At 71.4% G+C, this 22697-nt stretch carries 13 protein-coding genes; 6 read left to right on the top strand and 7 right to left on the bottom strand.

Features of this window, described 5'->3' with window-relative positions:
• Positions 1-11: 11 nt before the first annotated feature.
• Together BM252_RS30835 and BM252_RS02160 are read left to right on the top strand one after the other, a co-directional pair.
• Entirely contained in the window at positions 12-1994 is a 1983-nt protein-coding gene (locus BM252_RS30835) for a hypothetical protein (protein WP_093382966.1), read from the top strand.
• Positions 1995-2009: 15 nt separating this feature from the next.
• Positions 2010-3932, top strand: a complete 1923-nt coding sequence (locus BM252_RS02160; protein WP_093382963.1) for a hypothetical protein — start codon at positions 2010-2012, stop codon at positions 3930-3932.
• 75 nt (positions 3933-4007) lie between these two features.
• Here the strand turns inward: BM252_RS02160 and BM252_RS02155 are convergent, their stop codons facing one another.
• Entirely contained in the window at positions 4008-5801 is a 1794-nt protein-coding gene (locus tag BM252_RS02155) for a DEAD/DEAH box helicase (RefSeq protein WP_245774041.1), read from the bottom strand.
• 423 nt (positions 5802-6224) lie between these two features.
• On the opposite strand from BM252_RS02155, the gene BM252_RS02150 reads away from it, so the two are divergent.
• Complete coding sequence (locus tag BM252_RS02150) at positions 6225-9437, top strand: ligand-binding sensor domain-containing diguanylate cyclase (protein ID WP_093382958.1); 3213 nt, start codon at positions 6225-6227, stop codon at positions 9435-9437.
• A 20-nt stretch (positions 9438-9457) separates the two neighbouring features.
• Entirely contained in the window at positions 9458-9682 is a 225-nt protein-coding gene (locus BM252_RS02145) for an oxidoreductase-like domain-containing protein (RefSeq protein WP_425442245.1), read from the top strand.
• Positions 9683-9783: 101 nt separating this feature from the next.
• Here BM252_RS02145 and BM252_RS02140 read toward each other — a convergent pair whose 3' ends face one another.
• The 5 genes from BM252_RS02140 to BM252_RS02115 all read right to left on the bottom strand — a co-directional run bounded on the left by BM252_RS02140 (position 9784) and on the right by BM252_RS02115 (position 18784).
• The gene (locus BM252_RS02140) at positions 9784-11511 is read right to left on the bottom strand and encodes a methyl-accepting chemotaxis protein (RefSeq protein WP_093382956.1); all 1728 of its coding nucleotides are present in this window, start codon (positions 11509-11511) and stop codon (positions 9784-9786) included.
• 200 nt (positions 11512-11711) lie between these two features.
• Positions 11712-13649, bottom strand: a complete 1938-nt coding sequence (locus BM252_RS02135; protein WP_245774040.1) for an alkaline phosphatase family protein — start codon at positions 13647-13649, stop codon at positions 11712-11714.
• A gap of 109 nt (positions 13650-13758) precedes the next feature.
• The gene (locus BM252_RS02130; RefSeq protein ID WP_093382953.1) at positions 13759-15999 is read right to left on the bottom strand and encodes a TonB-dependent receptor; all 2241 of its coding nucleotides are present in this window, start codon (positions 15997-15999) and stop codon (positions 13759-13761) included.
• A gap of 209 nt (positions 16000-16208) precedes the next feature.
• Positions 16209-18059: a hypothetical protein gene (locus BM252_RS02125; RefSeq protein ID WP_139236241.1), complete on the bottom strand. Its 1851-nt coding sequence runs from the start codon at positions 18057-18059 to the stop codon at positions 16209-16211.
• Positions 18056-18784, bottom strand: a complete 729-nt coding sequence (locus tag BM252_RS02115) for a PEP-CTERM sorting domain-containing protein (RefSeq protein WP_093382946.1) — start codon at positions 18782-18784, stop codon at positions 18056-18058. The genes BM252_RS02125 and BM252_RS02115 overlap by 4 nt, the downstream gene beginning before the upstream one ends.
• A gap of 323 nt (positions 18785-19107) precedes the next feature.
• On the opposite strand from BM252_RS02115, the gene BM252_RS02110 reads away from it, so the two are divergent.
• On the top strand, positions 19108-19521 hold the full coding sequence (locus BM252_RS02110) for a hypothetical protein (protein WP_245774039.1): 414 nt from the start codon (positions 19108-19110) through the stop codon (positions 19519-19521).
• A 124-nt stretch (positions 19522-19645) separates the two neighbouring features.
• Here BM252_RS02110 and BM252_RS02105 read toward each other — a convergent pair whose 3' ends face one another.
• Complete coding sequence (locus tag BM252_RS02105; RefSeq protein WP_093382943.1) at positions 19646-21679, bottom strand: methyl-accepting chemotaxis protein; 2034 nt, start codon at positions 21677-21679, stop codon at positions 19646-19648.
• A gap of 261 nt (positions 21680-21940) precedes the next feature.
• Between BM252_RS02105 and BM252_RS02100 the strand changes: the two genes are divergently transcribed.
• On the top strand, positions 21941-22690 hold the full coding sequence (locus tag BM252_RS02100) for a substrate-binding periplasmic protein (RefSeq protein ID WP_139236240.1): 750 nt from the start codon (positions 21941-21943) through the stop codon (positions 22688-22690).
• The last annotated feature ends 7 nt before the right edge of the window (positions 22691-22697 follow it).

Genomic DNA, 22697 nt, shown 5'->3' with positions numbered 1-22697 from the left:
CTGGAGCCATCTTGACCGCCCTCCCCCTCACGCCGCCGGCGCGCGCCGCCGCGCCGGGCCGCTTCGCCCTGCTGTTGCTGCTGCTCCTGCTGGCGGTGCTGGCCGGCCGCCCGCCGCAGCTCAAAGGCGACGCCAGCGAGTACACGCTGATGACCCTGGCCGTGGCCAACCACGCCACGCCGGAGATCCGCGCCGGCGACCTGGCCGCCGCGCGCACGCTGCTGCCGGCCTACTTCGACGCCGACCTCGACCGCCTCGAACAGGGCCTGCGCGACGACGCCCAGGTGCCGCTGCGCGGCTTCTACCGCAGCCTGCACGGCCAGGTCCAGGCGCTGCACTTCTTCGCCTACTCGGCGCTGGCGGCGCTGCCGTTCAAGCTGCTGCAGGCGGCCGGCCAGGACCCGTTCAAGTGCTATCTGGCGCTCAACCTGGCCTGCGTCTTCGTGCTCGGCATGAGCCTGCTGCGGGTGTTCGGCTCGGCGCCGCGCGCGCTGTTCGGCCTGGCCCTGTTCATGCTGTGCGGCGGCTGGCTCTACCTCGACTGGAGCAGCCCGGAGCTGATGACGGCCAGCCTGCTGCTGTCGGCCCTGCTGCTCAACACCGCCGGCGCGCCGCTGCTGGCCGGCGCGCTGGGCGGCCTGGCGGCGCTGCAGAACCCGACCGCCGTGTTCTTCCTCGGCTTCGCCCCGCTGCTGCAGCTGTGCCAGGACTACCGCGCCGACGCCGGCTGGCGCGCCGCGCTGGGCGCCGGCCTGCGGCCGCGCCGCCTGCTCGGCCTGGCGCTGGGCCTGGCCGTGTTCGCCCTGGCGCCGCTGTTCAACCTCTACCAGTTCGGCCTGCCCAGCCTGATCGCCAAGGTGGCCACCGACGTCTCGCTGATGAGCGCGGTGCGCCTGTTCTCCTTCTACTTCGACCTGAACCAGGGCATGCTGGTGGCCGTGCCGGCGCTGGCGCTGTGGCTGCTGGCCTGGACCGGGCGCGACGGCGCCGGCGCCGGCCTGGCCGGCGCGCGCCGCCTGGCCATGCTGCTGCTGGCCGTGGCCATGACACTGGCGCTGGCCGTGCCGACGCTGGCCATCCACAACTGGAACTCGAGCGCCGCCGGCGTCATGCGCTACGCCTTCTGGAGCGCCATGCCGCTGCTGTACGTGCTGCTGTGGCAGCTGCGCGCCAGCCCGGCCTGGCCGCTGCCGGCCCTGCTGGCGCTGCTGGCGCTGCAGGCGCTGGCGACGGCCAACGCGCGGCGCTACGACAGCCTCGAGTTCAGCCCGCTGGCGCAGGCCGTGCTGCGCCGCGCGCCGGCCTGGTACAACCCGGAGCCGGAGCTGTTCGCCGAGCGCGTCCAGCACGGCGAGGTCGAGCTGACGCCGGAGCGCATCACCACCTACGAGCAGGACGGCAAACGCGTCAAGACCATGTACAACCGCGCCAACCTGGACGCCGCGCAGAGCCTGTGCGGCGCCGGCCGCGCGCTGGCCGCCGACAACCTGGCGCGCGACAGCGCCGGCCTGTGGCGCTACGTCGACGGCGCGCTGCGCTGCGTCGACGCCGGCGCGCCGGCGCTGCGCTACCGCCTGGCCGAGTTCCTCGCCGCCGACGGCGTCCAGCTGGCCGCCGGCTGGAGCCGGCCGGAGTCGGGCGGCGGCATCTGGAACGGCAGCTGGTCGGACGGCGACAGCTCGAGCGTCACGCTGGCGCTGCCGGCCGGCGGCCGCTACGCCGGCCTGCTGGTGATCGGCCACTACTTCGACGGCAACGGCCGCACCCGCGTGCGCATCAACGGCCGCGACCTGGGCTGGCAGCGCCTGCGCGAGCTGCCGCTGCTGCCGCTGCCGGCCGGCGCCACGGCGCTGACGCTGCAGCTGGACCACGAGGCGCCCTACCAGCCGCCGGCCGGCCAGGCCGACCGCCGCCGCATCGCCTTCTTCCTGCAGGAGATCGCGCTGCAGCCGGCGCCGCCGCAACCCGACGGCCGCCCCGGCGGCCCTCCCTAGATCGTGGAGTTGTTTTTGAGCCTAGACCCGACCCCAACCGGCCGCCGCGCCGCCGCCTGGCGCTTCGCCCTGCTGCTCGGCGCGCTGCTGCTGGCCCTGCTGCTGAGCAAGGGCCCGGCCCACAACGGCGACGCCGTCGAATACTCGCTGCAGACCATCGCCCTGGTGCGCCACGGCTCGCCCGACATCCGCCTCGACGACATCGCCGTGGCCAAGCAGCTGGTGCCCAGCCGCGTCGGCGTCTACCAGATCATCGAGGACGACATGCGGGCCAACAAGCCCGAGCTGTACGCCGCCTTCACCCGTGGCAAGGACGGCCGCGTCTACGCCGTCCACTTCTTCGGCTACGCGCTGCTGACGGCGCTGCCGTTCAAGCTGCTGCAGGGGCTCGGCGTCGACCCGTTCAAGGCCTACCAACTGGTCAACCTGGGCATGCTGTTCGTGCTCGGCATGAGCTTGTTCCGCCTGTTCGGCTCGACGCCCAAGGCGCTGCTGGCGCTCGCCCTGTTCATGCTCAGCGGCGGTGCCCAGTACTGGGACTGGGGCAGCCCGGAGTGCCTCAGCGCGGCGGCCCTGCTGGCCGCCCTGATCCTGTACTGCGACGGCGCGCCGCTGCGCGCCGGCCTGCTGGCCGGCCTGGCGGCGCTGCAGAACCCGACCATCGTGTTCTTCTTCGGCTTCGCCCCGCTGCTGCGCCTGTGCCTGCTCGAGGGCGGCGCGCGCGCCCGCCTGGCCGCGCTGCTGCGGCCGCGCTACCTGGCCGCGCTGGCGCTCGGCCTGGCCGTGTTCGCCGTTCCGCCGCTGTACAACCTGTGGCAGTTCGGCGTGCCCAACATCATCGTCAAGCTGTTCTCCGACCCGACCCTGGTCAACCCGACCCGGCTGCACTCCTTCTACTTCGACCTGAACCAGGGCATGCTGATCGGCATCCCAGGCGTCTGGGCGGCGCTGCTGCTGTTCGGCTGGCGCGGCCGGCCGGCCGCCGAGCGGCGCCGCAACGCCGCCCTGCTCGGCCTGTGCCTGCTGTTCTCGCTGGCGCTGTCGGTGCCGGCGCTGGCCGTGCTGAACTGGAACTCCGGCGCCACCGGCGTCATGCGCTACGCCTTCTGGGGCGGCGCCGCCTTCCTGTTCCCCTTGCTCTGGCGCCTGCGCGACCATCCGCGCTGGCCGCTGGCGCCGCTGCTGGCGGTCGCCCTGGTGCAGGCGCTGTTCACCTATTCGGCCAGCCGCTACCACTATCTGGAGCTGAGCCCGCTGAGCCGCTGGGTGATGCAGCGCGCCCCCGGCCTGGTCAACCCGGAGCCGGAGATCTTCGCCGAGCGCAACGGCCACAACGACGGCAACGTGCGCACCGACCAGGTCTACGGCCTGAGCGTCGAGGGGCCGTCCAACAAGCTGCTGTACAACCTGGCCAACGGCGACATCGACGTTTTGCTGTGCGGCGAGGGCAACAGCCTGGCGGCCGACAACCACACCGTCGACACCATGCGCCACTGGCGCTACATCAACGGCCCGGTGCGCTGCAAGAGCGGCGGCGGGGCCGGCCGCACGCTGGCCATCGAGCAGTTCCAGCAATTGCAGACCCAGCTGCTGGCCTTCGGCTGGAGCAACCCCGAGCGCAACGGCAGCGGCTGGGACGGCGTCTGGTCGAACGGGCCGAACTCGCGCCTGCAGGTGGCGGTCGACGCGGCGCAGCCGCCGGCCACGCTGACGCTGAGCGGCTACTATTTCGCCGGCAACCGGCGCAGCCGGCTCAGCGTCAACGGCGTCGACCTCGGCTGGCACGACCTGCAACAGGGCGCCGCCGTGGCCCTGCCGGCCGCCGTGCGCGGCGCCAGCCAGCTGCAAATCGAACTGGCCCACGAGGCGCCGGGCGAACCCGGCCCCGGCGACCAGCGCCACCTGGCGCTGTTCCTGCGCAAGGTGGTGCTGCGCTAGCCGGCGCGCATGGACGTAAAAAAAGCAGCCTGGGCTGCTTTTTTTACGTCCGCCGGATCGGCGGCGCCGAGCGGCTTACTGCTTCGGCAGGCCGCCCAGCAGGGCCGCCACCTTCTGCTTCGGCTTGACGCCGACGCTGGTGGCGCTGGCCAGCGAGGCGCTGGGCGCCGGCAGGGCGCTCTTGGCCGGCTCGTAGGGCTTGAGGAACCACGGGTCGGTCTTGTCGCGGCGCGACGACGGGCCGCCCGGGCGCGCACCGCGCTCGAAGCCACTGCTGCTGCGTTCCAGGTTGCTGCGGTCCGTGCTGCTGCTGCGTTCCGTGCTGCTGCGATCCGTGCTGCCGCGCTCGCCGCCGCCGCGTTCGCCGCCGCTGCGCTCGGCCGAGCGTTCGAACGGGCGCGCCGCCGGCGCGCCGCCCTCGCTGCGCCGTGGCCGGCGCTCGCTGCCGCGCTCCTCGCCGCGGCCGACGCCCGGCGTGAAGCCGACCAGCTCGCCGCGCTTGATGCTTTGCTTGATCAGCTTCTCGATGTCGACCAGCAGGCGCTCGTCCTTGTCCGAGTAGATCGAGATGGCGTCGCCGGAGGCGCCGGCGCGGCCGGTGCGGCCGATGCGGTGGACGTAGTCCTCGGCGTTGTAGGGCAGGTCGAAGTTGATCACGCAGGGCAGGTCGGAAATGTCGAGGCCGCGCGCCGCCACGTCGGTGGCCACCAGCACGTCGATCTCGCCCTTTTTGAACGCGTCGAGCGCGGCCATGCGTTCCTGCTGGGTGCGGTCGCCGTGGATGGCGGTGGCCTTCATGCCCTCCTGCTCCAGGCTGCGCGCCAGGCGCGAGGCGCCGATCTTGGTGTTGGAGAAGATGATCACCTGCTTCAGGTCGCGCTGGCGCAGCAGGTGGGCGACGACGTCGCGCTTGTGCTCGTCGGCGACCTTGTAGACCACCTGGCTGACCTTGTCGGCGGTCTGGTTGCTGCGCGCCACCTCGATGGTCAGCGGGTTGTTCAGGAAGGTGTTGGCCAGCTTCTTGATCTCCGGCGAGAACGTCGCCGAGAACATCAGGTTCTGGCGCTGCTTGGGCAGCAGGTTGATGATGCGCTGCAGGTCGGGCAGGAAGCCCATGTCGAGCATGCGGTCGGCCTCGTCCATGACCAGCATCTGCACCTGGCCCAGCGAGATGTTCTTCTGCTCGATATGGTCGAGCAGGCGGCCCGGCGTGGCGATGACGATCTCGACGCCGCCCTTCAATATCGTGGTCTGGCCCTTCATGTCCATGCCGCCGAACACCACGGTCGAGCGCAGCGGGGTGTGCTGGGCGTAGGCCTTGACGTTCTCGGCCACCTGCACGGCCAGCTCGCGGGTCGGCGTCAGGATCAGCGCGCGCACCGGGTGGCGCGCCGGCGACATGCTGGCGCTGGCGTGGGCCAGCAGCATCTGGATGATCGGCAGGGCGAAGCCGGCGGTCTTGCCGGTGCCGGTCTGCGCCGCGCCCATCACGTCGCGGCCCTGCAGCAGCACGGGGATGGCCTGGGCCTGGATCGGCGTCGGGTGGACGTAGCCCTGGTCGGTCAGCGCGCGCAGGATCAGCGGCGACAGGCCGAAGTCGGCGAACTTGACATCGGCGGCGGGGGCGGCGGCCACAATGACGACGTCGGCCGGCGCGGCGGCCACGGCTTCGGCTGCTTCGGCTGCTGCGACGGGTGCTACTGGTGCTACTGGTGCTACTGGTGCTACTGGTGCGGCTGCAACAATTGCCGCTTCGACTGGCGCGGTGTCAACCGGCGCGGCTTCAACAGCGGCGACTTGTTCAATGGCCGCAACGGCGGCGGGGGCGGACTCGGCGCCAGGCAGGGTGTGGATCTGGTTTTCGGACATAGATTTTGGTCGGCTTCCGTCCAGCGGGCAGCCATGCTTTCTTCAATAAACAACAGTTTCTGCGTGCGGCGGCCGGGACTCGCGCCCGGCCGGAACCGGCCCTGGCTAGGCACCTGCGCGCTCCGGGGCGATGGTGGACCGACACTGGGGGAGAGCGAGGCGAAGGCAGGCGGCGGCGCCACACAGGAAGCGCCACGACGGCCTGGCCGTCATCGCGCGCGCAGACATGGATACAATATCAGCGCCGTAAACTATACCCTAAATCGGCGCAACTGCACACGAAAACAGCACTTTTTGTATGGAAATTATTGCATGATTGGAATGTATAATAGTCGGTCTGTCCCTGACAATTACCTTCCCGACATCAGAATTCCCCCGCGAAACCACCCCGCAAGTCCTTTGCGCCACCGGATACCCCCCGCCATGCCCGTGCCACCGCCGGTTCCCCAGTCGAACCGTTTTTGCCTGACCCGTTACGCGCCGACGGCGCGGCCGCCGGCGTTGCTGGCGCCGCTGCTGGCCCTGCTGGCGCCGCTGCTGGCCCTGCTGCTGGCGCTGCTGGCGCCGGCCGCCGCGCTCGCCGCCACGCCGCCGGGCGCGCTGGCCACGGCGGCCGCGCCGGCGCCGTCGCTGCGCTTCAAAAAGCTCGGCCCGCTGGGCGACGACGAGCCGTCGATGCTGTCGCTGATGCAGGACCGCAAGGGCTACGTCTGGGTCGGCACCCACACCAACGGCCTGTACCGCTACAACGGCTACCACGCCGTCAAGTACAGCAACAACCCGGCCGACCCGCGCAGCCTGCCGCACGACCGCGTCTCCGCCCTGTTCGAGGACCGCCGCGGCGGCATCTGGGCCGGCACGCAGAACGGCCTGGCCCGCTTCAACCCGGCCAGCAACGACTTCACCGTGTTCGCCCCGGCGCAGGCGCCCAACAACCACCGCATCATCAAGAGCATCGTCTCGGACGGCGCCGACGGCATGTGGATCGCCAGCTGGGGCGGCCTGCAGCACTTCGACCCGGCCAGCGGCAAGTTCGCCGTCTACGGCCACGACCCGGCGCGCCCCGACAGCCTGGCCAGCAACGACATCAACGCGCTGGCGCGCGACGCCGCCGGCGGCGTCTGGGCCGCCACCTGGCCCGGCGGGCTGGACTACCTGGCGCCGGGCGCCAGCGGCTTCGTCCACCACCAGGTCGACGCGGCGGCCAAGCCGGACGCCCGTGGCAACATCGTGCGCGCGCTGCAGTTCGACCGCCAGGGCGCGCTGTGGATCGGCACCGAGTCCGGCGTGCTGCGCTGGGACGGCAAGGGCGACTGGGCCGGCCGGCAAGCCGTCGCCGCGCCCTACAGCCGGGTCACCAACTTCTACGTCGACAACGCCGGCACGCTGTGGTGCACCACCCTGTCGGCCGGCCTGCTGCGCTGGGACGCGGCGGCCGGCAGGTTCGACCAGTTCGTCCACGCCGCCGACGACCCCAACAGCCTGGCCGGCGACAACCTGCGCGCCGTCATGCAGGACCGCGGCGGCATGCTGTGGATCGCCTCCTTCACCGACGGCATCAGCCTGGCCAACCTGAGCAGCGGCGGCTTCACCCGCCACGTGCCGTTCCGCATCGACAGCCGCTCCATGCCGGCCAGCAACGCGCTGCTCAGCCTGGCGCGGGCGCCGGCCGGCCGCGTCTGGCTCGGCGGCAACGTCGGCATGAGCTTGTACGACCCGGCCAGCGGCACCGTGATGAAGAACTACCGCGCCGACGAGCGGCGCGCCGGCGCGCTGAGCCACAACATCGTCTACAGCATGTACCAGCGCATAGCCGCCGACGGCAGCGCCGCCGGGCCGCTGTGGGCCGGCACCTCGAACGGCCTGAACCGGCTCGACACGCCCGACAGCGCCTTCCAGGTGGTCCATTTCGGCAACACCGCCAGCGACTTCATCAACTTCATCGCGCCCGGCGCCGGCGACGTGCTGTGGCTCGCCACCGGCAACAGCCTGATCCGCTACGACACGCGCAGCGACGAGCGCCGCATCTACTACCACGACCCGGCGGACCCGGCCAGCCGCAGCGTCAACGGCACCTCGGCGGTGCTGGAGGACCGCGCCGGCCGCGTCTGGGCCGGCTCGGAGTGGAACGGCGGCGGCCTCGACCTGCTCGACCCGCGCACGGGCAAGTTCCGCCACTTCCGCCACAACAAGGACAACCCCGCCGGCCTGAGCGACGACAACATCTCCAGCCTGCACCAGGACGCCGCCGGCCGCGTCTGGATCGGCACCGGCAAGGGCCTCGACCTGGTGCTCGACGGGGCGGACGGCGCGGTCAGCTTCCGCTCCTACGCGGCGCCCATGCGCGCGGCGAAGATCCTGGCGATCCGCGACGACGCCGCCGGCAACATCTGGTGCAGCACCATCGCCGGCCTGTACCGGCTCGAGCCGCGCAGCGGCAAGGTCAGCCACTTCACCGCCGCCGACGGCCTGAGCGACGGCTTCACCGTCGGCTCCTCGGCCGCCGACGGCGCCGGCCTGTTGTACTTCGGCGGCGTGCACGGCATGACCGCCGTCGACCCGGCGGCGGTGCGCAGCGACTCGGTGGCGCCGCAGGTGGCGATCACCGACATCAGCGTGTTCAACCGCTCGCTGCAGCACGGCGGCCTGGGCGAGGGCACCAGCATCGAGGGGCCGCTGACGGCGCCGACCCGGCTGACCCTGTCGGCCCAGGCCTCGGTGTTCGCCATCGAGTTCGCCGCGCTGCACTACACCGAGCCGGGCGAGAACCGCTACCTGTACCAGTTGCAGGGCTTCGACCGCGACTGGGTGGCGGCCGACGCCGCCCACCGCGTGGCCAGCTACACCAACCTCAACCCGGGCAACTACACCTTCCGCGTCAAGGCGGCCAACCACCGCGGCGTGTGGAACGCCGAGCCGGCCACGCTGCAGATCACCATCACGCCGCCGTTCTGGCAGCGTTGGTGGTTCCGCCTGCTGGCCGGCCTGCTGGCGGTGGGCGCCCTGCTCGGCGCCCACCTGCTGCGCCTGAAGCGCGTGACGCGCCAGCAGCGCGAGCTGAGGCAGCTGGTGACCGAGCGCACCGGCGAGCTGGAGGCGTCGAACCGCAAGCTGGCCGCGCTCAGCACCACCGACGGCCTGACCGGCGTGGCCAACCGGCGCGGCTTCGACCTGGCGCTGGAGCGCGAATGGCGCCGCGCCGAGCGCACCGGCCAAACGGTGGCGCTGACCATGCTTGACGTCGACCACTTCAAGAAATACAACGACCATTACGGCCACCTGGCCGGCGACGCCTGCCTGCGCGCCGTCGCCGAGCTGATCACCAGCCACGGCCGCCGCACCACCGACCTGGTGGCGCGCTACGGCGGCGAGGAGTTCGCCCTGCTGGCGGCGGCCACCGACAGCGCCGACGCCTTCGGCGTGGCCGAGGCGATCTGCGCCGAGCTGGTCAAGCTGCAACTGCCGCACGCCGGCTCGCCGTTCGGCGTGGTGACCATCAGCATCGGCGTGGCGGTGCTGCTGCCGGGCGGCGACAACACGCCCGAGCGGCTGCTGCAACAGGCCGACCGCGCCATGTACCGGGCCAAGGAAAAGGGCCGCAACATGGCCCTGCTGGCGCTGCCGGCGCTCGACTAGCCCATTCAGGAAGCAGTATCATGAGCACCATGCAACAGACACGACAACAAAACACCGACCTCCAGGACCAGCCCGCCGTCGCCGAGGCCGAGGCCGACCCGATGCCGCAGCCGCCGGCCTCGCCGGAGCCGGACGCCTGCTGCCACAGCGGCTGCACCTACTGCGTCGACGACCTCTACCAGGACGAGCTGGACAACTACCGCGCGGCGCTGGCCGCCTGGCGCGCGCGCCATGGCCTAGGCTAGCAGCCGTCTTTCAAAGACCGGGGTATCCGGTCCTCACCACGCCCCTGATGCGCAGCGACAGCCAGCGCGACCACTGCTTCAGGTTCTAAACACCTGCGGGATTAGAAGGTTTCCCACTCGTCGCCGTCGGCCGGCTCGCTGGCCGACTGCTTGGGCTGGGCGCGCGCGGCGGCGGCCTTGGCCGGCTTGGCGGCGAGCCGGCGCGGCGCCGGCGCGGCGGCGCGGGCCGGCACGGCGCGCCGCGCCGGCGGTGCCGCCACACGCGCGGCGGAGGCCGCCGAGGCGTCCAGCTTGAACACGCTGACCACGTCGCCCAGACGGGCCGCCTGCTCCTGCATCGCCTCGGCGGCGGCGGCGGCCTGTTCGACCAGCGCGGCGTTCTGCTGCGTCACCTGGTCCATCTGCACGATCGCCGTGTTGACCTGCTCGATACCCAGGCTCTGCTCCTGGCTGGCGGCGGTGATCTCGCCCATGATGTCGGTCACCCGGGTGATGCTGGCGACGATCTCGTCCATCGTCGTGCCGGCCTCGCCGACCAGGCGCGAACCCTGTTCGACCTTCTCCACCGAATCGCCGATCAGCTCCTTGATGTCCTTGGCGGCGGCGGCCGAGCGCTGCGCCAGGTTGCGCACCTCGGAGGCGACCACGGCGAAGCCCCTGCCCTGCTCGCCGGCGCGCGCCGCCTCGACGGCGGCGTTGAGCGCCAAAATATTCGTCTGGAAGGCGATGCCGTCGATGACGCCGATGATGTCGACGATCTTGCGCGAGGAGTCGTTGATCGAGGCCATCGTGCCGACCACCTGGCCGACCACATCGCCGCCCTTGACGGCGATGCCCGAGGCCGAGCGGGCCAGGGTGTTGGCCTGGCGCGCGTTGTCGGCGTTCTGCTTGACCGTCGAGGTCAACTCCTCCATCGACGAGGCGGTCTCTTCCAGCGAACTGGCCTGTTCCTCGGTGCGCGAGGACAGGTCCTGGTTGCCGCTGGCGATCTCGCTCGAGGCGGTGGTGATGGTGTCGGTGCCGGCGCGCACCTGGCCGACCAGGCTTTGCAGGCTGCCGCTCATGTCCTTCAGGGCCTGCATCAGCTGGCCCGTCTCGCAGCGCGAGCGCACCTCGATGCGGCCGGTCAGGTCGCCGTCGGCGACGTCGCGCGCCAGCCGGACGGCCTGGCGCAGCGGCCGCGAGACGATGCCGGCGATCCACATGGCGAGCGCCATGCCGAGCACGATATTGAGCGCCAGCAGGCCAATCGACAAGTTGCGGGCGCTGGCGTAGGTGGAGCTGGCGGCGGCGCTGGCGGCGTTGCCGCCCTCGACGTTGAGCTTGACCAGCTTGTTCAGCGAGGCGGTCAACTCGCCCAGGTGCTTGGCCGAGGCGCCGGCGGCGGCGGCGCGCGCCGCCACCTTGTCGTTCTTGCGCGACAGCTCGACCAGCTTGCCGTGCTCAACCATGAAGGCGTCGAAGCCCCTGCCGAACTCCTCGTACAGCCCCCTCTCCTCCGGGCTGCTGATCAGCTTCTGGTAGCGCTCGCGGTCGGCCTTGAGGGTGGCCAGGGTCTCGTCCATGCGCTTCTCATAGCCGGCCATGCCGTCGGGCTGGTCGTTGAGCAGGTGGGCCAGCTCCCAGCGGCGCAGGTCGCCGATGTCGCCGCGCACGGTCATCACCACTTGCACGCTGGGCATCCAGTTGTCCGCCAACTCGTTCGAGGCGGCGTCGATGCGGCCCATCGAGACGATGCCGGCCACGCCCATCACCAGCGACAGCAGCAGCACCACGCCGAACGACAACAACAGTTTGGTGGCGATCTTCAAATCATAGAACCAGCTCATGTCTCGTTGTCCTTTTTATGCGGCGAACCAGCGTGGCGCAGGCTGGACGCGGTGCGGGAGCGGGCACCGATTCGCCGCGTCTACTCCGTTTACTAGTATGCAACGATGCTCCGGCCGGCACCAGCCACAACACTTTTTTGTATTCTCGAAGCAACAGATGGGCCGGCGGGAAGGTCCCCGCTTGGTCGAATCGACATGATTTACCGCACCCGCTTGCCGGCGCCGCCCGCCGCCCGCCGCGCCGGCGCGAAGTCGAACAGGTTCATCAGGTCGCCGATGGCCGGCCGGTTGCTCGGCACATAGGGGTCGTCGGCGCGGTGCCGCGGGTTGGGCAGGTTGTCGCGGCTGCGCGCCGACAACGGCGGCAGGCCCCAGTTGCGCTCGATGAACTTGGCGATCGAGGCGTGGTCGTAATAGGTGTGGTCGACCGCGCCCGGCCTGGCCCAGGGCGAGATGGCGATCAGCGGCACGCGGGTGCCGTCGCCGAAGAAGTCGATCGGCTGCACGTAGCCGGAGTCGTAGTAGCCGCCGCCCTCGTCGAAGGTGACCAGGATGGCCGTGTTGCGCCACAGCGCGGGGTTGCCGCGCACCCGTTCGAGCACGTCGGCCACCAACTGGTCGAAGCTGGGCTGCATGGCGTAGCCGGGGTGGCCGGAGATGCTGTCGTAGGGCGCGATGACGGCCACCGCCGGGAAGCTGGCCGGCGCCTTGACGTCGACATAGAACTGCATCAGGTCGACCAGCTTGTCCTTGTCGGCGCCGTTCATGGTCGAGCCGAAGAAGGTCGGCGTGTCGCACATGCCGCAGTACTCCTTGTCGACCTTGAGGCCGTCGTTGCGCCCGCCGCTGTACCACTTCCAGGAGACACCGCCGGCCGTCATGGCGTCGCCGATGTGCGGCATGCTCTGCGGAGGAAGGACGAACTTGTCCGGCCCCAGCGCCAGCGGCTGGCCCAGCGGGGTGAAGGCCGGCTCCAGGTTGTTGACCATGTACCAGGTGTCGGCGGCGCAGTTGCCGTCGTTGAAGGCGCGGTAGGGCAGCGCCTCGAGCAGGCGGCGGATGCCGGCCACGCCGGGCTGGGCGCGGTCGGCGCAGTTGACGTAGGTGCCGCCGCGGTAGCCGTCTTCGGTGTACCAGTTGTTGCTGCCGGGCTGGGCGTCCGGGTTCTCGATCTGCTTGGCCGGCGGCGCGCCGGGCAGGCTGTAGACGCCGACGTCGGCGGTGGCCAGCGCGAAGTAGTTGGCGGTGGTGCCGCCCATCACCGGCTGGTGGTAGTTGTCGGCGATGGCGTAGCGCTCGGCCAGCTGGCGGAACAGCGGCGCGTCGCCGGCCGCCATGTTGTAGAAGCCCATCGCCACGCCGCCCTGCAGCGTCTGGCCCGGCGCCAGCGGGGTCGGCGTCGGGTTGGACGGGCCGGGGCCGGTCTGGTCGGCCACCCAGACGAACAGGTCGTGGCGGCCGCCGTTGACCTGCTGCCACATCTGGAAGAAGCGGTGGGTCGGGTCGCCGGTGTGGGCGCCGTAGCTGACGTGGCGGGTGATCTGGAACGGGCCGTTGGGCAGGTCGGCCGGGAAGCGCGCGTCGGGCACGTCCTGGCGCTGGCCGAAGGCGCCGCCGGCCCAGGGCTGCGGCAGGCGCTCGTAGAAGGCCAGCGGCGCCGGCGTCGGCGTGTAGGCGCCGTCCGAGCGGCCCAGCCGCTGCGCCGCGTCCTGGAAGCGCGGGCCGGGCGTGCCGTCGCGCTTGACGATGCCCTTCGACAGCAGGTTGGCGATGCTCTGGCCCTTGGGCGGCTGGTAGACGCCGTACAGGTTGTCGAAGGTGCGGTTCTCGCCGACGATGACGATCAGGTGCTCGATCGGCGTGGTGGCGGCGGCGGCGCGCGCGGCCGCCGGCGCCAGCAGGACGGCCAGCGCCAACAGCGGCGTCCACCACTGCGGCGGCCGGCGCGGTGGCGAGCCGCGTGGCGACGGCTGCGGCGACAGCCATGGTGGCGACGGCGGCGACGACAGCCACGGTGCCGGCGGCGACCCGCGCGTTGGCGGGCGCGGCGGCGCCAGCGGAGCGAGATGCGGCGGCGCCAGCGGGCCGGGCGTGGCGGTGGAATGGCGGGCGCGACGGCGCGGCGGGGTCGGGGTCATCGGCGGGTTCTCGGCAAATGGGGGGCGGCGGCGCGGCGCCGCCAAATGAAAAAAAAAGACAGCGCCGCGCCACGCCGGGGCGTGGACGCGGGCGCTGTCGCGGCGGGCCTTACAGCTTGCCGTTGAGGGTGACGAAGACCTGGCGCGGCGCGCCGGTCAGCATGGTGGCGAAGGTGCCGCTCGGGTCGGAGTTGGTGAAGCCGTTCGAGCCGATGGTGCTGAAGTAGGTCTTGTCGGCCAGGTTGCTGACGTTGACCTGCAGCGTCAGGTCCTTCAGCATGCCGACCGATTTCCACTTGTAGCCGGCCGACAGGTTGGCGATCCAGTAGGACGGCACGGCGCCGTCGTTCAGGTAGGTGTAGTAGCGCTTGCCGGTGTACTTGCCACCCAGGCGGGTGAACCAGCTGGCGTTCTCATACGACACCTCGGTGTTGAACATGGTGCGCGGCGCGTCGACCACCTGCTTGCCGCTGGCCGCCACCGTCTTGCCCTTTTCCAGGTAGTCGGACTTGTACTTGGAGTCGTTGAAGGTGAAGGAGTTGAACCAGCTCAGCTCGCGGGCGAACTTCCACACGGCGATCGCCTCCAGGCCTTGCGTCTCGACCTTGCCGACGTTGACCAGCTTGGTCGGGCAGCCGGCGATGCCGGCGCAGGTGGCGATGCTGATCTGGCGGTCGGAGAAGTCGGCGCGGTAGACGGCGACCGAACCCTGCAGCTCGGCGCGCTTGAAGCGGTAGCCCAGGTCGACGTTGGTCGAGGTCTCCGGCTTGAGCTGCGAGGCGCCCAGGTCGTAGGCCTCCTGGGTCTGCGAGAACGGGCCGTTGACGCCCGGCTGGAAGGCGCGCATGTTCTGCGAGGCCGAGGCGAAGATCTCGTCGTCGCGGCTCAGGCTGTAGCTCAGGCCGGCCTGCGGCAGGAAGGACTTGGAGGCGGTGATCTTGCCCTCGGCGCGCGAGGCGACGCGGTTGACCGCCTCGATGCTGACCTTCGGGCTCTTGAAGCCGAAGTTGAGCTTGAGCTGGCCGTCCATCGCGCTGACCGTGTCCTGCAGGTAGAACTGGGTGGTGTTGGTGGTGAAGTCCTGCTTGAATAGGGTCTTCATCGGGTTCGACAAGAAGTGGTTGCTGTCTTCCGGGCCGCTGACGGCGTACAGGTTGCGCGTGCCGGTGTGCAGGCTGCGCTCGCCCCAGAAGCCGGCGTTGACGGTGTGCTGGCCGACGTCCCAGCTCAGGTCGGCGATGAAGCCGTCGCGGCCGATCGAGTACTCGGTGGTGCGGATGGCGATCGGCATGGTCGGCGACGAGGCGGCGTACGGCGTGTACCAGTGGCCTTGGCCCTCGTTGTCGTGGTGGTACAGGGTGGTCTTCAGACTGGTGGCCGGGCTCAGCTTGAGGTCCAGGCTCAGGCCGGCCAGCTTGTCCTTGCGCAGGCCGCGGCCCAGGTAGTAGGCGTCGTCCTGGCTGGTGACGGCGCCGCTGAACTTGTTGTTGGCGGCGTCGACGGCGCGCTGCCAGTCGGGCGCGTAGTTGTCCCAGCCGTAGCCGAGCCGCCTGGCCATCTCCAGCGACAGGTCCTGGTAGTCGACCTCGCTGCGGTCGGAATAGTTGAAGAAGCCGGTCAGCGTGTTGTCGCCGAACTGGTGCTCGAAGCGCGAGTTGAACTGGTCCTGGTCCTGGGCGCCGGCGCCCTTCCACTTGTCGGCGCGCTGGCGCGTGCCGCTGATGAACAATTTGGTGCTGCCGCCCAGCAGGCCGCTGTCGTAGCGCACGAAGGTGCGCGAGGTGGAGTCGCTGCCGACGGTCTGCGCCAGGGTGACGCCCTGCTCGTCGGCCGGCCCCAGGGTGACGAACTGGACGGTGCCGCCCAGGTTGCTGGTCGAGGCGGTGCCGAGCGCGCCGGCGCCCTGCGAGACGGCGACGCGGCCGATGTTCTCGGACGAGACGGCGCGGCTGATGTGCAGGCCGTTGTTGTTGCCATAGCTCATGTCGCCGAGCGGGATGTCGTCCAGGGTGAAGCCCAGCTGGCCCTGGCTGAAGCCACGGATGCTGAAGCGGGTCGACCACTCGTAGGCGCCGAACGGGTCGGCCGACTGGAAGTTCACGCCGGGCAGTTTTTCCAGGATCTTCAGCGGGCTGGTGCCGGGCAGCGCCTTGACCAGGTCGGCGCGGTTGATGTTTTGCACCTGGCGCGACTGGCCCTGGCCGGTGATTTCGACGGTCTGCACGGGCGCGGCGGCGGCGCCGGCCAGGCTGGCGTTGGCGCCGTCGGTGGCGTCGGCGGCGTAGGCCGAGCAGGCCAGGGCCTGCAACACCAGCAGGCAGATCGGTTTCAAACGGAGACGCTGTGACATGGGTTTCTTTCTTACGGGGTTTGGGGAGAAAGGGGGCGCAGGCCGCCTCGGCGGCATGGCAGATACATAACTTGCAGGATTGTAGGAGGGGGCCGTGACAGGCCGGTGACAGGGCGATGACGCCCGCATGACAGTTGCGCGGCAACAACAGACATATAAAAAAAACCGCCGCGATGCGCTGCGGCGGTAAGGGGCAAGCGGGACGGCCGCTAGTCGCAGTTGCGGAAGCGGAAGGCGGCGATGCGGCTGCGCCAGGTGAAGCGGCCGCTGTTGGCGATGTATTGCTGGGTGTACCAGAAGGTGCAGTCGTCGACCGGGTCGACCGTCATGCCGCTGTAGTCGCCCCAACGGTTGAAGGTGTTGATCTGCACCCCGGCGCCGGCGACGATGGCGGCCTCGGCCTCGAGCGTGCCGGGCAGCTCGCTGCGCAGCCGGCCGCTGTAGCGCACGCCGGGGAACAGCGCCGCCCCGGCCACGCTGTAGCCGAGCGCGATGTCGCCGGCGCGGTCCATGGCGATGCCGGCCATCCAGCGGCTCAGCGCGTCCGGCGCGTGGGTGCCCTGCTGGTAGACGGCCGGGCCGGCGCCGGCGCCGGGGCCGGCGCGCAGCTCGTACCAGCGCACGCCCAGCGGGCCGTCGGTCGGCGCGCCCGGCTGCTGCACCGAGTGGTTGGCCAGCAGCACCTGGCGGTCGCCGAAGTTGCGGTAGGGCAGGCGGTACATCAGGCGGTCGCCGACCGAGTCGAGCCGCTCGCCGGGCGGCGGCTGGCGCACGCAGGGGCCGCCGAAGGTGCTCGGGCAGGCGATCGTGTAGGGCGCCACGGCCAGCGCCTGCGGCCCGCTCAGGCTGTCGGCGGCGAACGAGTAGCGCCACAGGAACAGGGTGTCGCCGTGGCCGGCGCCGTCGAAGTCCATGGCCAGCAGATAGTTGGCGCTGCCGGCCGGCGGCGGCGTGGTGCCGTCGAGGTCGGCCGGCAGCGCCGGGCCGAAGCTGTCGCCCAGGTCGCGGCAACGGCCCAGCGCGGCGGCGCCGGCCAGCATGGCGGCGCGGTCGTAGCCGCACACCTGCGGGCCGAAGTAGCCGCTGCCGCCGAGCGGTGCGAACAACACATAGGTGAGGTAGTAGGCGTCCGGCCAGATGCCCATCTTGGCGTAGTCGTTGAAGACGATGGCGTTGGCCGCGTCGCGGCTCTCGAACACGTAGCGGTGGTAGCTGCCGGTGGCGTCGGCGCTGGTGGAGACGGCGATGCACTGGTAGTAGGGGCCGCTGTCCTCGTCGGCGTCGAGCCAGGCGAACTGCGACAGCACCCAGCGGCCGGCCAGCTTGTCGTACTGGGCGATCGGGTCGCCCCGGTTGCTCAGGCGGCAGGCGTCGGCGCCCCGGCTGCCGCTGAAGCCGGCGAACAGCAGGTTGCCGTCGACGGGGCCGAGCAGCAGGGCGCCGGCCTTGTCGTAGACGGCCAGCTCGGTGTTGACCCACTGCACGTACTGGCTGGCGCCGACGGCGCCGTTGGCGTCCGACGGCGCGCCGCTGTTGGCGCCGACGCCGTCGATGTTGACCAGGGTGGCGCCGGTGTTGACGCGCGGCGCGCCGGTGGCGGCGGCGGTGCCGGCGGCCGTGCTGGCGACGGTGGGAGTGGCGGAGGCGGAGACGGAGGCGGAGGCGGAGGCGGCACCGGCGGCGGCGCCGTCAGCGGCAACGGTGGCGCTGGTGGCGGCTTCGGCCCCAGCCGCGGCGGCGGCGGCGGACGGGGGACGGACCGGCGCCTGCGGCCGGCCGCGCATGGCCGGCGTCACCAGGCGCAGCGGAAACACCCGCATCTGTTGTGGCGCCGTGCGGGCCGCCGCGCCGCGCGCCAGCTCGGCCAGCGGAGCGCCGGTGTCGTGGGCCTCGTCGCGCTGGACGCTGGCGGCCGGCGCAGCAGCGGCAGCAGCAGCAGCAGCAGCAGCGGCGGCGCCGGGCAACGGCGCGGCGGCCAGCGCACTGGCGCACAGCAGCGCCAGCGCGTACCGGCGGCCGCATGACGGCGATACGGCGGCGCCGCCGCGCAGCGGGTTCACGAGCGCCCCCAAGCGGCCGGCCGGCCGTCGCCGTGACCACCGCCATCGCCGCCGACGTCATCGGCGCGACGGGCGCCGACGCGCCGCCTCAGCAGCAACACCGCCAGGCCGGCGCCCAGCAGCGCCGCCGGGCTCGGCTCCGGCACGACGCCGGTCAACTGGAAGGCGTGCTCGCTGCCGTTGGCGCCCCAACTGGCGCCGCCGTTGTAGGACTCGCGCCCGTCCGGCCCGCCGTTGGCCGCCGCCGTGGCCCAGTAGAAATCGTTCGGGTCGCCCATCTGGCCGAAGCCGCCGTTGTGCAGCACCAGCCAGTAGCGGCCGGCCGCCAGCGCCAGCGGCGCGTTCAGGTCCAGGCCGTACTGGTAGCCGTCCAGGCCGGCCTGGACGGCGCCGGTGGCGCTGCGCGCGACGGCGCCCTGCTGGCCGCTGGCCAGCAGGGCGCCGACCGTGCCGCCGGCGTCGGCGGCGATGGCCCAGGCGATGCTGTTGCGGTAGGCGCCGGCCGCCTCGAAGGTCCAGAAATGCAGGTCGCTGAGCACGGCGCCGCCGCCGAGCACGAAATCGTCGGCCTGCCAGGCGATGCCGGCGTTGTTGGCGCCGGCGCCGTCCGGCCCGCCGTTGTCGTACAGCACGCCGGCGGCGGTGGCGCCGCCGGTCCAGCCGGCCAGGAGGCAACACAGCGCCGCCAGTCGGCGCCATGGTCGAAGCAAGTGTCGTGGTGTCATCGCAGCCCCCTCGTGCGGTGCCGGCCCGTGCCGGCGTTCGCCGTGCCCGCCGCGCTGCGGCAGGCCCTGCGGCAAGGTGAGCAAGATGAATGCCCGGCGCCGCAATCGCCTTTAATTCAAGCGCTTGCGCGCGGCCGGCCACCGTCGCCGCGTCCGCTTGTCAATTCCGCCGACAACGGCGGCCCGACGTGCACGCACTCGGTAGACTGTGCACCGGGGCGATGGGCGCGGTGTGCTCGCGGTGCGGGCGGCGCGGGCGACGCTGGGCGGCTGAGGCCGCCACCGGCCACCACGGCCGGGCCGAAGCGGTGTAAGCTGGCGCCATGCCCACTCTGGAGGACGCCACCATGCGGCGCACTTGCCACCTGGCCGCCGTGCTGGCGGCGCTGGCCCCGACCCTGCCGACCAGCCTGGCGCTGGGCCTGACACTGGCGCTGGCGCCGCCGCTGGCCGCAACGGCCGCCGCCCAGGGCATCGAGCGGCCCTTCCCGCCCGACGCGCTGCGCGGCAAGATGACGCCAGGCTACTTCCCCGACCTCCTGATCGACGGCAAGCCGCGCCGGCTGGCCGCCGGCGCCCGCATCTTCAACCAGGACAATATGATCGCCATGCCGGCCACCTTGCGCGGCAGCGACATCGTGGTCAACTACACGGTCGACGCCGCCGGCATGCTGGAGCGCGTGTGGATACTCAACGACGACGAGGCGGCCCGCCCCGCGCCGGCCGCCGCCAAGTGAGGTGGCCGGGCGGCAAGGCGCGCCGGCCGGGCGGCACCATTGGCGCAGCCGCTGCCGCAGCCGGTGCCGGTGCCGGTGCCGGTGCCGGCGCCCGCCGGCGCCGCACCGGCGTCCCGCGCCAGCGCTAGCGCCCGGCCAGCGCCAGCGACGGGCGCGCCGCCGGCGCCGCCGCGCCGGCCCGGCCCTGCGGCGCCGCGCGGCCGCCGGCCGCGCCGCCGAGCTCGCTGGCGTCGAGCCGGAACACGCTCATCGCCGCCACCAGGCTCTGCGCCTGGTCCTGCAGGCTGGCCGAGGCGGCGGCGGTCTGTTCGACCAGGGCCGCGTTCTGCTGCGTCATGTCGTCCATCTGCGTCACGGCCTGGTTGATCTGCTCGATGCCGCTGCCCTGCTCGGCCGAGGCGGTGGCGATCTCGCCCATGATGCCGGTGATGCGCGCCACGCTGCCGACGATCTCCTCCATCGCCTTGCCGGCGCTGTCGGCCAGCCGGTTGCCGGCCTCGACCTTCTCCACGCTCTGCGCGATCAACTCCTTGATCTCCTTGGCCGCCGCCGCCGAGCGCTGCGCCAGGTTGCGCACCTCGGAGGCGACCACGGCGAAGCCACGGCCCTGCTCGCCGGCGCGGGCCGCCTCGACCGCCGCGTTCAAGGCCAGGATGTTGGTCTGGAAGGCGATGCCGTCGATCACCCCGATGATGTCGACGATGCGGTGCGAGCTGGCGTTGATCTCGCCCATGGTGCGCACCACCTGCGCCACCACCGCGCCGCCGTGGCTGGCCACGCCGGCGGCGCCGGCCACCAGGGTGTTGGCCTGGCGCGCGTTGTCGGCGTTCTGCTTGACCGTCGAGGTCATCTGCTCCATCGACGAGGCCGTCTGCTCCAGGCTGGAGGCCTGCGCCTCGAGCCGGCGCGAGACGTCGGCGTTGCCGCTGGCGATGTCGCGCGTCGCCGCGCCGATGTTGTCGATGCTGCCGCGCACGTCGCCGACGATGTGGCGCAGGCTGTCGTTCATCTCCTTCAGGGCGCGCAGCATGCGCCCGACCTCGTTGGGCGGGCCGGTGTCGAAGTCGCCCACCAGGTCGCCGCCGGCGACCCGCTCGGCCACCAGCACGGCGTGCCGCAGCGGCCCGGTGACCGAGCGCGAGATCATCGCGGCGACGGCGCCGGCCAGCGCGATCAGGCCCAGCATGCTGGCCAGCATCAGCCAGCGGGTGCGGTGGAAGTCGCCGATCTTCTCGGCCATCAGCTCCTCGAGCACCGCGCCGGACGCGCCGTTGAGCTTGAACTGGGCGTCGATCGCCTGGGTCGCCAGGGTCACGTACTGGTCGGCCGCGTAGCTCAGTTGCTCGGGCTTGACGATCTGCTCGCTGGCGGTGCGCACCAGGCCCTGCGCCAGGCCGGCCGCCTCGCGCATCGCCTCGCCCAGGCTGCTGGCCAGGCGCGGGTTCTCGCTGGCGGCCTTGTTGAAGGCGGCCTGGGTCTGGTCCAGGCGGTCGCCGACGCGGCCGGTGTAGATCGACAGCGCGATGCGCTCCTCGGCCGAGGCCTCCTTGCGCGCCAGCATGCCGGCGCCCTGGGCGCGCGTCTTGCCCAGCTCCTCGGTCAGGTAGGGCAGTTGGTAGAACATGGCCTGGATCAACTGGTAGCTGTCCTTGTCCGGGTCCAGGCTCAGGCCGTAGTGGTCGCCCACCAGGTCGTTCACCCGCAGCAACAGCGGCACCAGCGCCGTGTGGCCGGCGAAGCTCTGCGGCACCGTCAGGCGGCGCGCCACCACGCCCTCGCGCAGCGCGTCCCAGTCGCGCCGGGAGGCGGTCCAGGCCGCCGTCACGCCGTCGTCGCCCATCGCCTTGACGATGGCGTCGACCTCGCCGTAGGCGCGGTCCGCCTCGGCCTGCTTGGCGGCCCGCTTGGCCTCGCCGCCGGCCACGCCGCCCAGGCTGAGCGCGGCCAGGCCGCGATGCTGCTGGGTAAACTGGATGGTTTTCAGCACCGCCGCCACCCTGACCAGACCCTGTTGCTCGGACTGGTAGGCGTCCAGGCTCTTGCCCGCCTCGCGCACATAGAAGAAGGTGGGCACCGCCGCCAGCAGCAGCGCGATCAGACTGAGGATCAGGAATTTATGTGGCAGCCGCAGGCCACCGACGACAGAATAGGCACTCATGGCACGCTCCGCACTGGGGGATCGGACAAGCAAGCAAGAAACTTGCATTACTGATGTATCTATTTCTCATCATAATCATTATGCGCCGCAAATGCAGCGTTTTCTGACACGTGCGCGACTTTTCCTACAAGCGGGCCGCGCGCTGTTGCCAGATGGCACCGACGGGTGCGCGCGCGTAGCCAAACGGCGGGAAACTAGTCATACTAAGTTGCAAGCTTTCACCGTTGTCGACCGCACCGAACACCACCCGCGGGGCCCGCCATGAGAACACTGTTGACCTGCTTCGCGCTGTCGCTCTGCCTGGCCGGGCGGGCCGCCGCCGCGCCCGCCGCCATCCCGCCGCCGCCGCCAACTGCGCTGGTACTCAACACCTCCTTCTTCGCGCCGGTCACCTCGCCCGAACGCGACGGCGTGCTCGACCTGTTCTACGCCGAGCTGTTCGGCCGGCTCGGCCTGCGCGTCGAAATCCAGGCCTCGTCGGCCGAGCGCGGCCTGCTCAACGCCAACAGCGGCGTCGACGACGGCGACGTCTCCCGCGTCGCCGGCATCGAACGCGACTACCCCAATCTGCTGCGCGTGCCGGAGCCGGTGATGGCCTACCAGATGGTCGCCTTCAGCCGCCGCCACGACTTCGCCGTGGCCGGCGCCGCCAGCCTGGCGCCCTACGACGTCGGCATCCTGACCGGCTGGAAAATTCTCGAACGCAACATCGTCGGCAGCCGCTCGCTGCAGAAGCTCGAAACCGGCCGCCAGTTGTTCGCCATGCTCGACAAGGACCGCATCGACGTCGCCGTGATCGAAAAGCTCGAGGGCCTGCACTTCATCCAGAGCATGGGCTTGCGCGGCGTGCGCCAGCTGCGGCCGGCCTTCGTCGAGGGCGACTGGTTCCTCTACCTGCACCGCCGCCACGCCGCCCTGGTGCCGCTGCTGGCCGCCGAGATCCGCCGCATGAAGGCCGACGGCAGCCACCAGCGCATCTTCGACGGCGTGCTGCGCCGCTACCCGCAGTAGGCGCCCG

Source organism: Rugamonas rubra, from assembly GCF_900114705.1.
Classification (GTDB): domain Bacteria; phylum Pseudomonadota; class Gammaproteobacteria; order Burkholderiales; family Burkholderiaceae_D; genus Rugamonas; species Rugamonas rubra.
Note: the sequence above shows the minus strand (reverse complement) of the source record. Positions and strands in the feature narration are given on the sequence as shown.